The 14594-nt window shown below is 44.4% G+C and carries 8 protein-coding genes; 4 read left to right on the top strand and 4 right to left on the bottom strand.

Features of this window, described 5'->3' with window-relative positions:
• Window positions 1–288: 288 nt before the first annotated feature.
• The 4 genes from ACP7AE_RS08780 (at window position 289) to ACP7AE_RS08795 (ending at window position 5276) form a co-directional block, all read left to right on the top strand.
• On the top strand, window positions 289–1044 hold the full coding sequence (locus tag ACP7AE_RS08780) for a hypothetical protein (RefSeq protein ID WP_426242594.1): 756 nt from the start codon (window positions 289–291) through the stop codon (window positions 1042–1044).
• A gap of 220 nt (window positions 1045–1264) precedes the next feature.
• Complete coding sequence (locus ACP7AE_RS08785) at window positions 1265–3724, top strand: YgiQ family radical SAM protein (RefSeq protein WP_426242596.1); 2460 nt, start codon at window positions 1265–1267, stop codon at window positions 3722–3724.
• Window positions 3725–4059: 335 nt separating this feature from the next.
• On the top strand, window positions 4060–4473 hold the full coding sequence (locus ACP7AE_RS08790; protein WP_426242598.1) for a hypothetical protein: 414 nt from the start codon (window positions 4060–4062) through the stop codon (window positions 4471–4473).
• 239 nt (window positions 4474–4712) lie between these two features.
• The gene (locus ACP7AE_RS08795; protein ID WP_426242600.1) at window positions 4713–5276 is read left to right on the top strand and encodes a hypothetical protein; all 564 of its coding nucleotides are present in this window, start codon (window positions 4713–4715) and stop codon (window positions 5274–5276) included.
• Between the two features lie 50 nt (window positions 5277–5326).
• Here the strand turns inward: ACP7AE_RS08795 and ACP7AE_RS08800 are convergent, their stop codons facing one another.
• From ACP7AE_RS08800 to ACP7AE_RS08815, 4 genes are all read right to left on the bottom strand, one after another.
• Window positions 5327–6925, bottom strand: coding sequence for a hypothetical protein (locus tag ACP7AE_RS08800; protein WP_426242601.1), 1599 nt, complete (start codon window positions 6923–6925; stop codon window positions 5327–5329).
• Window positions 6926–6928: 3 nt separating this feature from the next.
• Window positions 6929–9016, bottom strand: coding sequence for an NAD-dependent DNA ligase LigA (gene ligA / locus ACP7AE_RS08805; RefSeq protein WP_426242602.1), 2088 nt, complete (start codon window positions 9014–9016; stop codon window positions 6929–6931).
• 292 nt (window positions 9017–9308) lie between these two features.
• The gene (locus ACP7AE_RS08810; protein WP_426242604.1) at window positions 9309–10337 is read right to left on the bottom strand and encodes a cell division protein ZipA C-terminal FtsZ-binding domain-containing protein; all 1029 of its coding nucleotides are present in this window, start codon (window positions 10335–10337) and stop codon (window positions 9309–9311) included.
• 214 nt (window positions 10338–10551) lie between these two features.
• Window positions 10552–14514: an AAA family ATPase gene (locus ACP7AE_RS08815; protein WP_426242606.1), complete on the bottom strand. Its 3963-nt coding sequence runs from the start codon at window positions 14512–14514 to the stop codon at window positions 10552–10554.
• Window positions 14515–14594 lie beyond the last annotated feature (80 nt).

Genomic DNA, 14594 nt, shown 5'->3' on the forward strand with positions numbered 1-14594 from the left:
GTTCCCATGTATTATCGGTGAGCACTGTTCTTGCCATAATTTAGAGAGCCCTGTTTGAAATAGTCTCTTTATTTTAAAGCCTTTATACTTACTTTTACAGATTAGGGACACGCCCTAAAAGTGGGACAAAGATTTTGCTCGATTAATTTGATTATGAAAACTGCTTGGCTGTTTAATTAAAAGTAGATAAGTCGCGGTCAAACAAGGTACGATATCAACGAAAGTTTGGCAGTAAATAATAGATGCCGCACCAGTAGTCCATCGCCTAGTAGACAAGGAAGCCTTACCATGATTAAAAACACCCGTACCATTAGAAAAGAAGAAAGTAATAATCCAGTACTAAAAGCATTAAGCTTTAAGACAGTGATAGTCGGTACATCACTTGCGGCATTGCTAGCCAGCTCTGGCTGTGCAACCAGTTCATTATTAGACAGTGACAATCGAGTCAGCACAACGACAACTAAAAGTGTGTTGTCAGAAGATCAAATTGTGGCCTTTGGTCGCCCTGCACAGGCATTACCAAAAATGCCAAATGCGACGATGGTTATCGTTGGCGAAAAGAACAGCTATGTGCTGACCCAAGGTGGGACAGAGATGGTGAATTTACTGACCAATTTGACACCAAAAAATATCCAAGTCGATAATGAGATGAATTTTTATGTGCCCAATAATGATGGCTACTTTCAGGGAGAGATGAAGCTGTCTTATGCCAAACTAAAAGATGAATTTAAACGTTCTGACTATCAGTTCTTTTTGCAAAACAACGGCAAAGAATGCACCTCAGCCAGTGACCAGCGTATCAATGCTCAGCGTTTTTGCTTTAGCGTTCCTGTCAAAGGCGCTATTTATCCGCAAGTGAGTAATCTCAGCTTAATCCAATCCAATTATCGCCCTTTAACTAAGCCTTATACGGTGAGCTTTTATACCCAAAGTCAGCAAAATCAAGTGTCTCGTAGTGGCGCAAATACGGCACAAAAACTGGTCTTACTGCCCTTTGCTTTAGCTTTTGACGTAGTTACTTTCCCATTTCAATTATTAGAGTAGTAAATCCTTACTATAAACGATGATTTGGAATAAAGATGCGCTTAGTTTCTACAAGCCTTTTTATTCATAGATTACTTAAACTATCAATAACTTATCGCTAATCGTTTATCACATAATGAGCGTAATTCATGTTAAAATGAGCGCTTTTAAATTAGCCGTTAATATTTCTAATGAATAACGGCTTTTTTTAGTGCCATTTTTCTAATTAACAGGTCCGCTCATGTCTGCCGATACCATCGCCCGCACCGCCTTTAAACAAGGCACCAAACCACTTTACGACTACGACAAACATTGGGCAAGCTGCTACGAGCCAGCGCCTTATTTGCCAATGAGCCGCAAAGAAATGGACGATTTGGGCTGGGATGCCTGTGATGTCATCATCATTTCAGGCGATGCGTATGTCGATCATCCAAGCTTTGGTATGGCGATTATCGGTCGTCTACTAGAGTCACAAGGCTTTCGCGTAGGTATCATTGCTCAGCCAGATTGGAAGAGCAAAGACGCGTTTATGGAATTAGGCAAACCTGTCTATGCTTATGGCGTGACCGCGGGCAACATGGACAGTATGATCAACCGCTATACCGCCGATCGCAAGATTCGTAGCGATGATGCGTACTCGCCGGGCAACGTGGCAAATAAACGCCCTGACCGCGCCGCTATCGTCTATAGCCAGCGTTGCCGCGAAGCATATCCTGATGTGCCAATTATCCTAGGTGGTATCGAAGGCAGTCTACGCCGTATCGCTCATTATGATTACTGGTCGGATAAAGTCCGCCGTAGTATCTTGATGGATGCCCGTGCCGATGTTTTATTGTACGGTAATGCTGAGCGCGCCATCGTCGATGTGGTACATGGTCTGTCAAAAGGCTATAGCTTTGAGCAGATGAGCAAATTGCGCGGTACTTCATATCTGTTGACGCCAACACGCCGCCATTGGCAAGACGATATGACTGAAGTCGCTAGTAATGATGTCGATACCGTTGGCCGTGTTGACCCAATTATCAACCCTTATGTGATGACCGAAGACGTGGATCAATGCTCAATCGAGCAAGACAAACCCAGCGATTCACCAGTTGGGCAAGCGCTCTCAGGAATGGCTTCACAGTATCCGGGCTTTGTTTCTGAACCAGTTGCCAATAAAATTCTAAATGCCGAGCAAGTTGACGAAGAAACGCAAGTGGTGCAAATGCGTGGTTTTGATAAGCCAATGACGGCGCGTAAGCATAAAATAAAAATGCCACCACGTGAAAAGACGGTCATTCGTCTCCCTGATTATGAGCACGTCAAATCTGACCCTGTTTTATACGCTCATGCCAGCCGTATTTTACATCTTGAGACCAATCCGGGTAATGCCCGTGCCCTCGTGCAACGTCATAGTAGCGGCGCTGGTAACTCACACACCTCCATCGATGTCTGGCTCAATCCACCACCGATTCCGCTCTCGACTGAAGAGATGGATTACGTGTTTGACTTGCCGTATGCCCGCTTGCCGCATCCAAGCTATGGCGATGCACGCATCCCTGCTTATGACATGATTAAGTTTTCTGTCAATATCATGCGCGGCTGTTTTGGTGGTTGTACTTTTTGCTCAATCACTGAGCACGAAGGACGCATTATCCAAAACCGCTCGGAAGAATCTATCCTACGAGAAGTCGAAGCGATTCGTGATACCGCACCTAACTACACTGGCGTTATCTCTGACCTTGGCGGGCCAACGGCCAATATGTATCGTCTGAGCTGTAAAGATGAGACCATTGAAAAGAACTGCCGTAAGCCGTCTTGTGTCTATCCTGACGTCTGCGAAAACTTGATTACCGATCACAGTAATTTGACCAAACTATATCGCAAAGCCCGTGATATCAAGGGCGTGAAAAAGATTCTCATCGCTTCTGGCTTACGCTATGACTTGGCGGTAAAAGATCCAGAATACGTCAAAGAATTGGTCAGCCATCATGTCGGTGGTTATCTAAAAATTGCGCCTGAACATTCAGAAGAAAACGTCTTATCGAAAATGATGAAGCCGGGCATGGGCAGCTATGATAAATTTAAAGCCATGTTTGAGCAGTACAGCCAAGAAGCAGGTAAAGAGCAATATCTGATTCCTTACTTTATCGCCGCGCATCCGGGTACTAAAGATGAGGATATGATGAACCTTGCGCTGTGGCTAAAAAGCCATGGCTACCGCGCTGACCAAGTGCAAGCGTTTTATCCTAGCCCGATGGCGACAGCGACCACCATGTATCACACGCATAAAGATCCACTGCATAAGATCAGCCGTGATGAAGGTGACATGGATATCGTCAAATCGGGCAAGCAGCGTAAATTGCATAAAGCGTTCTTGCGCTATCACGATCCAAAAAACTGGGTATTATTGCGTAAAGCTCTGCAAGATATGGGTCGTGGCGATTTGATTGGTAAAAATCGTGGTTGCTTAATCCCGCCGTTCAACGCCAGTTTAGAAGGGCGCGATGCGGCACAAGACAGCTATCAATCAGCGCGTAAAAAGAACAGCCGCCTAGGTAATGACTCGGTGAAGCGTAATAATAATTCGTCAACCAATGGCGCATCCGCTAAAGGCGCTGCGAGTCAAAACACGGTCAGCAAAAACACCAAAAAGCGCGTGAGTAAAGGCAATTTCCAAACCCAGCATACTGATCTGCCACCGCGTAAAACCAAGTAGTTAAAGCCCTGTATCTCATTGCTAAATGCAGATGCTTAAATGAGTGACGAACACTTATTTAAGCTCATCAAAAAAGCGTCTATCGGTCAAAAGGTCGATAGACGCTTTTTCATTTCAATCGGTTTATTTTTAATAAATGCGTAATCAAAGCTTAAATACCGACCAAAACGCGCCAAATGATGCGTTACATTAGTCAGTGATTACGTAACTTAATGAACACGTAACAAACAATTTCTAACATTCTTCAAGCGCTGTTTTCGTTACCATATGCGCTATATGCTTAACGCATTGTTAAAAATAAATACATTAAGATTTTTATATCTTTGGAGAATGCCATGAACACCCTAACTAGATTTGCTGTTGCCCTACCTACCCTTGCCCTATTAAGTGCTTGTGCGACCACGGCTCCTACTACGCCAAATGCATCAAACACGCCTGCATCAGAAAGCGTCACCGATGCCGCTTATGATCGTATGGCACCAGCACCTTATACCTGTACTGACGACAGCACCATCATGGCTAAACAATCTATTAATAAAAAACAAGTGATGCTCAATGCGACTTTACCTAAAGTAAAATGGGCTGAGCAACCAATCATCTTAAATGGTGATGTGCAAGGTGATACCGCAAGCTACGTTAATGAGTCAAACCCAGAAGCTGTCTATGCATGGCACATGAAAGGCGACAAAGGTATTTTTGCCATCAAATGGGCAAACGGTAAAGAATATCAAGTGAACTGCCAAATCTAGTTAGCTAGCTATAAACAGTCTGCCAGTTGTAAAAAACTAGCTACTTATAAAAAACAGTCATCATAGGATGGCTGTTTTTTTTGCGTGTTGATTGAACAATATTGCATTGAATATCTGTATAAAAACTGACATCAAAACCCTAGATTCAGGTTAAGCATTGGTTAGAATGAACGGTTTGCTGCTTTTGTCTAGAGAAGCATCAAGAAACCTGTCAAAATAGCGCTGATAGGACATTGTCTATGATTAATAATACTGAGGATACGTCGATGGCTAAGCGCTTAATAAATATGATGATCATCGCTACTGCCAGCATGTGGGCACTGGCAGGCTGCGACAACAGTGCTGAAACTGCCGCTCAAGCTTCTGAGCCAGTGGTGGCGACCGCAGACTCATCAACGACAGCCACTAAGACTATCGACTGGGCTGTCATGGCGAGCGGTGAGAAGCCCGCTGACCCTGCCAATTATCAATATCCTTTTGCGCTTGATAGCCAAAATGTCCGTGATTATGCAGAATATTTCAAAGTGGATAATGCCACCGCTCAGCATAATCTAACGGTGAGCATGGCGAGTAATGAGGCACTATCGAAAGCCTTGGATCAGCTGAGTGAAAGCTATGTCTCTCATGAGCTAACTGATGGAAATGAGATGAAACTCATTATTCATACTACGCCTGATATCGCTGCCAGTAGCTATGATTACGTGCTGTCCGATGACTTTGCCAAAGGGTTGGTATTACCGATTGAGATTAAACCTGATGGTAAGAAAAGTGAAGCGAAGGCGCATGGGGAGATGGCGGAGTAGAAGTTGATAGCGTGTGTTTTTATTTATATGACACACGCTACTAAACAATATTAGGTCTGCCGATAAGGATTATTCGAGGGCTCAATTTTAATCTTTTTACCCATATTATTTTTACCGCATAATAGCTTAGCAAAATAAGGCTGATATTGCGTTGCGGCTGGTGCGATGTAAATTTTGTCTAAATTCGCTTTTACCTCTGGTTCGTACTCTACGTATAGAAACTTGCCAAAATCCATTTTCACCCTTTTATCTTCTAAAGATGTGATATAGACCATGCGACATTCTTGTTCTTCCTGAAAAGCAGAATGTTTTATGAGGTACTTTAAAGGTAAAATTATCATGTCCAGCAAGCTGTCTATCTCATCTACATCATCTTTACTTAAATTCTTCAAAGATTTTCTCTTATCTATAGCGTCGTTATAAATACTTTTTAACTCTGCAAATGCCTCTCTAAAATCTTCGGTTTTCTTATCTATATAATTCTCATATTCAGTGCATTCAATTTCAGCTCTAGAGATACTATCGTCTTTCAAATCTTCACGACCAAACTCGCGAAAAAATGTTAGGCGATTCCTCTGAGCTAGATGGATATAGTCGGAAGTAGGATCAATGTAAACGCATCTCATCACTGGTTGTTTTTCAACTTTATTAACCTCATTAAAGTCATCGTCAACATCACTTAGTTTTTTCTTAATATATATGTTAGTCATACCAGACTGAACTTCAGTTTCTTTAAAGAACTCTTTATTAAATACCAAACTCACACCAGAGGCTTCTTTGTTATCTTCTTTTCCATACAGTCTAAATTGATTTAAACTATCATGGTTGAAAGTGAAGCAGCTAATAAATGCATGTAAATTTTCATCGAAATCAGGTTTGTAAAAAGAACTTTCCTTCACGTCTTCAAGGTAATTTTTAAGTAATTTACCTTCGCTAGGGTCATTAACATTATTAATCGTATTTAGGCGGAAAGCGCTTGCTTTTTCTTTACTTTCTTCTTTGAAAAGTAGCTTGTTAGTGGTGTATGTGCCTGTATAATGTGCTAACTTTCTTTCGGGAGCCTTCTCTCCTTCTAGTAAAGAAAGAAAGTCTAGTCTTAAAATATCTATGATTGCGTCCACCTTTCCTATCAAAGATTCACATAACTCTCCAACTATACTAGTCTCTCCATTGGTTATTAACTTACATATATTTTCATAACACTTAGAATTATATGAATAAGATCCTCCAATCAACTCAAACAACCTCAAAGACTTTGAGTAATTTTTTTTAGATAAGAATAATTTTGCGAAATTAAAAACCTCCTTTCTTACAGAATCAGCCTCAGAGCTAGAATCAGCGTTAAAATCACTATATTTCAGAAATTCTAATATATTAATATAAGCTACTTCAAAATCTCCTAAAATATAATTGTTTAGAAACAAGAAATATAAAGATTTAAAATAAAGTAATTCACCATCCTCCTTTCTAATATTTTTTAGAAAATTTATACTCAATCTCCATTTCTTATTATTAAACATATACTCGTCTAACTTGAATTGAGCGCTTACAAATTTCTCATTTCCATCTTTTTCACGAGTCACTTGCAGTAATTTCTCAACTTCTTTACGCGTTGCGTCATCTAAACCCTCTAATATATTAGCATCCATAACCTACTCCCCAACCATTTCCAAAAACGCTTCCTCACTCACTACTTTCACGCCCAATTTTTCGGCTTTGGTCAGTTTAGATCCAGCCTTTTCCCCTGCCAGTAGTGCCGTGGTTTTTGCCGAGATGCTGCCTGAGACTTTTGCACCGAGTGCTTGCAGCTTAGCTTTGGCTTCATCACGCGCCATGCTATCTAGCGCACCAGTGATGACCCAAGTCTGCCCATCAAGTGGCAGTCCTTCTGATGCGACTTGCTCAACCTTATCCCAATGCACGCCAGCTTCTCGTAATGCCGTGATGACTTCGATATTGTGCGGTGCGCGGAAGAATTTATAAGCGAGTTCAGCAGTGATCGCACCGACATCAGGCGTTTGCAGTAGCTTATCAATATCAGCAGCCATCAGGCTATCAAGGTCGCCAAATTGCTGCGCCAAGTTCTGCGCCGTCGTCTCACCGACACCGCGAATACCCAGCGCGTAGATAAAGCGCGCGAGTGTCGTATGCTTACTGGCTTCGATAGCACTGAGGATGTTTTGTACCGACTTTTCGCCCAGCTTCTCAAGCGTAATCAGCTCGTCTTGATGATTGTGCAATTGATAGATATCAGCGACTGTCTTCACCAAACCATGCTCAAAAAAGCTAATCAGCCAACTTGCGCCTAAGCCATCGATATCCATTGCCCGACGCGAGACAAAGTGAATGAGCGCCTCAACCTGCTGCGCGGGACAAAACAGCCCACCAGTGCAACGCGCCAACGCTTCATCTTTGGGTAACACCACAGGTGAGTCGCATACTGGGCAGGTCGATGGCAACGTAACGGGTTCAGAATTTTCTGGACGCTGATCTGTCCAAACACGGGTCACTTTAGGAATCACATCGCCTGCACGGTGGACGCTGACCATATCGCCTGCACGCACATCCAAGCGCTGAATCTCGCCAAAGTTATGCAAGGTGACATTGCTAACCGTGACGCCGCCGACTTTCACGGGTTCTAATTTACCAACGGGCGTAATGGCGCCAGTGCGTCCGACTTGCCACTCGATAGCATGCAAGCGGGTCATGACCGTTTCGGCAGGGAATTTATAAGCGGTTGCCCAGCGCGGCTCACGCGATAAAAAGCCAAGCTGCTGCTGCAACGCCAAGCTATTGACCTTGATGACCATGCCATCAATCTCAAACGGCAGCTCGCCACGTGTTTCCTTTACCGATTCATAATAAGCTTGAGCCTCGCGTGGATTTTGTACCACCTCGACTGCACTGACGGTAAAGCCAATGGTCTTTAGCCATGCAAGCGCTGCTGACTGGGTTTTGATATGCTCAGGCAACCCTTGATTGACTGAATAACAGTAAAATGCGAGCGGACGGCTAGCAGCAATGGCGGGATCTAGCTGACGCAAACTTCCAGCGGCAGCATTGCGTGGATTGGCAAAAGTTTTGTCGCCCTTTTCTTCAGCAAGGCGATTCAAACGCTCAAAGCCCGCTTTTGGCATCAGCACTTCACCGCGCACTTCTAATAATGGAATATCGCTTGCAGCCGCGAGCCAAAGTGGCAAATTACGAATGGTTTTGGCATTTTGGGTGATGTCCTCGCCCGTTTGTCCATCGCCACGTGTGACCGCTTGTATAAATTTACCATGAGCATACTTGAGTGATACCGCCAAGCCATCGAGCTTTAGCTCCATCTCGTATTCAGGGTTTTTCTGCGCATCGTTGAGGCGATCATTCACGCGGCGCATAAAGCCATGTAATTCATCATAATCAAAGACATTGCCAAGCGAGAGCATGGGAATATCATGAGTGACTTGGGTAAAAGCCGATAGCGGCATGTCGCCAACTTGGTTAATTGGGCTATCTGGCTGTACCAAATCCGGATATTGTTCTTCAAGCGCCAATAAAGAGCGGCGCAACTGATCGTATTCACTGTCTTCTAAAATGGGACTATCAAGCACATAGTAGGCATAATTGTGCTGCTTGAGAGCATCGATAAACGTGCGCATCTGGGTGACGATAGCATCATCATTTTTTATAGGATTGGTAGTATTGATGTCTTTATTAATGTCTTTGGAGGTAAGCGGTGAGATAGGATCAGTCATAGTCGGCGTCTTTTCTTTGCAATTCAAGATGCCGATATGATAACAAGTTTGTAGGATGCTCGGATATAGTCGATCCTATATAAATTAGATACTGTGTCAGGCTCGCTCAGTCTACTATGTGTAGTACTTTCACTCACCTTCCTTGTATCTAAATTATCTTGAACCGACTCTGACATTTTGCAGAAACTAAAGCCCATTAAAAAAGGCAAATAACGTCAAGCGCTATTTGCCTTTTAGAATACTGCTAATATGAATCAGCTTTTATTAATCAACCTGTATTAATACATTAAAACTAACCTTCATAATCGCGAACTTGGTTACGCAATTGCTGCTTGTATTCAGGGGTGATTGGTTCGTTCTCTTCATCGAGCATAATGGCATCCAAATCACTTGCCATCATATAAGCAATACTCATCATACTATCGAAGCTACGCAGCGCTTGTGGATGCGGCAGCGATAAGAATACTACCACGCCATTATAAGTATTGGTCGCCACGCTATGCGGATCAAAAGGCGCGATACCACTATCAGTGATACCCATCATACTGAACCATAGCATGCCCGTGCCGTCTTTTTGCTCATAACGATGGAACATGTTCATCGCGCCATAGCGCAGACCATACTTATCAATTAATGCCAATAAATCACGACCACGGATAATTGCGGCTGGACGGTCGCGATATTGATGCGGCAAAATAGTGATATTAATGTTGTCTTTGGCATTGATGAGTGGACCGTTTTGCGCTTCATCTACTGGCTCTGAGAGATGCTGATCGAGTATCGGACTGTTATTATCGAAGCTTGGCTCGTCTGCGGTATCAATAGAGGGCATCAAGCTGTCAGTTGCCGACATCAAGCTTGAAAACGCATCCTGCTCTTGCTCGATATGCATCTGCTCAGCGGCTTCTGCAAACTCGCTGTTGTCAGCACGCTGCTGCTCTGCTTGCCAGCGCACATAGTCAGCATCATCTATTGTGTCAGTATCGGTTTCAGTATCGCTGTCATTAACATCCGCATGCCCAGCTGTCAGCTGCGTATCGACATGGGTATGAGGTTGGGTCAAAGGCTCGTCTTCGACCACCGCATTTAGATAACTGCGATCAGGGGTGATACTTGTTTCGCCAGCGACTGTATCATCCAAGTCTGGCTGATCGACGATATTGCGTTCATGGCGCGGTATGATAGGAATACCGTTTTTATCATAATTGACCGCTACCGCTTCAGCATTGTTGCGGCGCTTAAAGCTACGAATGACCATAAATAGCCCTGCAAGCATGATAAATGCGGCAATGGCAATCAATATAAACTGAATAGCGGTCATAAGAGATACATCCTAATATATGACAAAAGGGAATACATAAGAGGGAATAAATGGCAATAGTCTAGCATGGCTAATGAATATCGTCACCATATAGTCATCGTTTACCGTGAGGCTGACACACTTGCGTGACGTTGTAATATTGGCACATCATTTCTAACTATACCACCGACAACTGCTGCCAGTTATCAATTATTTTTGCTATTCAGCGCTGCTCTTAATCAGAAAGGTAACGCGCTGCCTCATCGAGTGACACACTGACCAAGGTAGAAATGCCCGCGCTTGGCATGGTCACGCCTTTTAACTCATCGGCAATCTGCATCGTTAATTTATTATGGCTGATAAAGATAAACTGTAAATCGTCTGCTAATTCATGAATGAGACTGGTAAAGCGGGCGACGTTGGCGTCATCAAGTGGTGCATCCACTTCATCCAGTACGCAAAATGGCGCGGGATGCTGCTTAAATATCGCAAAAATCAAACTCAATGCAGTAAGCGTCTTTTCACCACCTGAAAGTACAGCGAGGCGGCTATTACGTTTGCCTTTTGGCTGTGCCATCAAGGTTAGCCCTGCCCGCCACTGTTCTGATTTTGGCGCACTAACAGGCATATCATCCGTATTGAGCGTTAAACTGGCTTGCCCGCCGCCAAACACTTTGGCAAATAAATTGGCAAGCTCAATATTGACGGCATCGAGCGTCTGCATAAATAGCGTCTTGGTCGTTTCATCAATCGAAGCAATCGCCTCCGTTAACGTCTGCATACTGGCAGCAATATCTGCGGTCTGCTGCGCGAGTGGCTCTAAGCGTTCATTAACTTCTGCTAACTCTGCCACGGCTGCCAAGTTGACTGCGCCAATTTTGCTTAGCTGCTGCTCAAGCTGCACGCGCTCAGACTCAAGCTCAGCGATTTTATCTGGGCGCACACGGCGATCATGCGCGATAAAATCTGCCAATAAGTTTGAGACGCTCATCACTTGTTGCTGATGCTGTGGGTACTGCGCTATGTCTGATTGTGCTTTATATTTATGACTCACCTTATAATAAGCATCTAGCGCTTCTTGCGTATGGCTACTAGCATCCTCTAATTTTGCAGCGCTTAATGCCAACTCGGTCGAGTGATTGGCAAGCGCGCTTTGCTGGGTTTGCAGTGTGTTTTGCAAGCTATCTAGCTCAAGCTGCTGCTGATTGTATTCTTGCTTGAGCGCCGTTAACGCGGTCTCGCGCCCTGTTAATACAGCCTGCTGCTCATCGCGCGCGGTCTGTGCTATTTGCAATGCAGCTTGCAGTGCTGGCAGCCTATTTTGCTGCTGCTCATGACGCGTCTTTAGATTTTGCTCGCTTTGTAGCGACTTATCAAATTGCGCATTTGCCCGAGTAAGACTACTGACACTATGTTCTAAACGCATCTCACTCTGCTGGATACGAAGTTGCAAGGCTTGCCAAGCGTCATCATCCGCTTGACGTGTACTATTTAGCTCACTGCGCTCAGCTTGTAATTGCTGAGTTGCCGCACGAGCATCGGCAATTTGTGGCGTTAGCGCTGCTATTTTGCTTTGGATATCCTGCTGTTCTTGATTCAGCGTTTGTTGTTCTTGCTCTAATTCTTGTTGCTCTTGCTCAAGGGTAGCTTTGTCAGCATTGAGGCGTTGGCTGTCCGCTTGCAATCGTTCAGCGTTCGCGCGCTGAGTAGTGAGCTTTTGCTGGTATTGATGCTTATCGCGGGTTAACTGCTCAGCTTGCGCGCGCGTTTCTTCTAAGCTAACTGTCATTGCATCATAGTTACGCTGGTTATTAGCAATCGCCTTTTGCTGGCCTTGTATCTTTGTTTCAAAATCATCGAGCAAGTCTTCTAACGCTTGCAGACGGCTGCGCTGCTGCAAACGCTGGGTTAAAAATTGACTGTTGCTGTTATTGCTATCATTTTGTCCATCTTGCGCACCAACAAACTTACTGAGATTAATCGTGCCCTGACGACTGATAAGCCAGCCGTCAGTCGTTAGTAAAATAGCTGACGATGGCAATACTTTTAAAATCTCAGCAAGCGCTTCTAACGTTTGCCTGTTATCTGTCTCAGGCTGTGCAATATATAAATAGCACTGCTGCCAAAGCGCTAAGTTCGGTGCGCTAATCAGCTGTGATAAAGGCAGTACTTTATCAATCAAACTCTCAGGCAATTCGCTAATCAATGGCTTTGTATTTACCTCATTTTTCTTAGCAGATAGCCACAAACTATGACCCGTTTCTATTTTGATTGATGACTTGTCCACTGTATTGGTTTGCGCATTTTGATAAACAAATAAATCTTTTAACTCATGCTCAAGCACCTGCCATAAGCTATGCGGTTTCTCAGAGTCGTCTCTCGCGTTATCAACACTTGGTTGATAAGTTTGGTTAGAAACCAGCACATGGCTATCTAGCCACAATGCCAATACGCTATCAAGTAGCTCTGCATGCTGCTGCCCTTTCGCGCTTAACTCAATCTGGTCACGCAAGATGGTAATGGTCAATTGGCTATAGTCGCTAGCTATTTCATTTTCTAAATCACTTTTAATATCAGCAGTTTTTGCATGAACAAGCGGTTGCGATTTTGGTGTCGGCTTAGGATGCAATATCTGATGCAGGGTATCGTACTCACCTGCCAATACGGCGTAGCGCTTCTCACTCTCGCTAAGCTCACGCTGCTGCGTGTGTAATTGCTGTTGTAAATCCTGCGCTTGCGGTTGTAGCTCAGACAGTCGCTCATCGACGCTGTCTTGTTGGCGTTCAATCTGATGCAATTGTTTGTTTAGCTCGGCAACTTGCGCCACTAATGTCTGCTGCAAATTATTCGTATCAGAATTATCTTGCAAACCAGCACTTGCAACTGGTGATAGCGACTGTTGGAGTTGCTGCCATAAATCCTGCCAGTTTTGCTGACGACGTTGCCATTTTTCATTATTTTGCTGATAACGTTTTTGTGCTTGGCTATTAATGGCTTGCTGCTGTTCTAGCGAGCGAGCTTCATCCTGCAAGCGTGATAGCTGATTTTGCGCGTCATGGTAGGCGCGCTGTAATGGCTGCTCGTTGCGTTTATGCGCTTCACGTTTATTCGTTAATTCATTAAGCTGTGGACGCAATCCTTCTAGCACAGTCTGCTGCTCGGCTTGCTCAGCCTTTAAGCGATTTATCTCATCGACTGCTTGCTGACGCTGTTGATCCAAGCTGGCTAGTTGCTGCGCGGTAGCAGTCAGCTGTGACTTGGCATCACCTAATTGATGCTCTGCTTGTTGATAGCTTAGCTGCTGTTGATAATGGGCGCTTTGGGCATCGTCTTTTAGCCATTGCTCTTGATTGATATGAACAGCAAGCTTATCTTGCTTGGCTTTTAGGGTATCATAGTTGGCTTGTAAAGTTGATACTTCAGTGGCGCTGCGCTCATGCGCTATTTTTTGCTGCTGCTGAGTATGCTTGGCTTGATAGAGCTGCTGAATGGCGAGCTGCTGTTTGATATCAGCTAGTGTTAGCGCTAATTCCTCATAACGCTCAGCACTAGCGGCTTGTTTAGACAGACGTTTTTGTTGGCTGACCAGCTCGCTTTGCATATCATGCAGGCGTGCTAAATTATCTTTAGTTTTCTCGAGCTTCTTTTGGGTTTCTTCACGGCGAGCTTGATAGCGCGAGACCCCAGCCGCCTCTTCGATAAACTCACGCAGCTGCATCGGGTTAGATTCAACAATCCGCCCAATCATACCTTGTTCAATCACCGCATAACTACGTGCGCCAAGTCCCGTACCCAAGAATACATCGACGACATCACGGCGACGACAGCGCGTACCATTGATAAAATAATCCGAGCGCCCCTCTTTATTTACCTGACGACGAACGGACAGTTCTTGATAGAGATTAAACTCATGGCGAATACCGTTTTGCTCATCTTGCGTATGCTCGAAGGTGAGCTCAACGCTAGCGACACTTTTGGCGACTTTATCTTGCGTACCGGCAAAGATGACATCACTCATCGCGCCGCCACGTAACTGCTTAGCAGATGTCTCGCCCAGCACCCAACGAATGGCATCAATGACGTTAGATTTGCCACAGCCGTTCGGCCCGACAATGGCGGTGATACCATGACGAAAAGTAAAAGTCGTTGGATTGGCAAAGGATTTAAAGCCTGCCAGCTTGAGAGATTTTAGGCGCATGAGGGATCAGTAAATATGGCGAAAACAGGCGGCTATTCTACCTGAAATTGTGCTAAATTTTTAGGGTTTGTGACAGATGC

Origin of the sequence: Psychrobacter sp. TWP2-1-2 (assembly GCF_049896785.1) — a bacterium.
GTDB lineage: Bacteria > Pseudomonadota > Gammaproteobacteria > Pseudomonadales > Moraxellaceae > Psychrobacter.

Coding starts and splice junctions, on each gene's coding strand:
- ACP7AE_RS08780 (WP_426242594.1), top strand. CDS start 289: ATGATTAAAAACACCCGTACCATTAGAAAAGAAGAAAGTAATAATCCA.
- ACP7AE_RS08785 (WP_426242596.1), top strand. CDS start 1,265: ATGTCTGCCGATACCATCGCCCGCACCGCCTTTAAACAAGGCACCAAA.
- ACP7AE_RS08790 (WP_426242598.1), top strand. CDS start 4,060: ATGAACACCCTAACTAGATTTGCTGTTGCCCTACCTACCCTTGCCCTA.
- ACP7AE_RS08795 (WP_426242600.1), top strand. CDS start 4,713: ATGATTAATAATACTGAGGATACGTCGATGGCTAAGCGCTTAATAAAT.
- ACP7AE_RS08800 (WP_426242601.1), bottom strand. CDS start 6,925: ATGGATGCTAATATATTAGAGGGTTTAGATGACGCAACGCGTAAAGAA.
- ligA (WP_426242602.1), bottom strand. CDS start 9,016: ATGACTGATCCTATCTCACCGCTTACCTCCAAAGACATTAATAAAGAC.
- ACP7AE_RS08810 (WP_426242604.1), bottom strand. CDS start 10,337: ATGACCGCTATTCAGTTTATATTGATTGCCATTGCCGCATTTATCATG.
- ACP7AE_RS08815 (WP_426242606.1), bottom strand. CDS start 14,514: ATGCGCCTAAAATCTCTCAAGCTGGCAGGCTTTAAATCCTTTGCCAAT.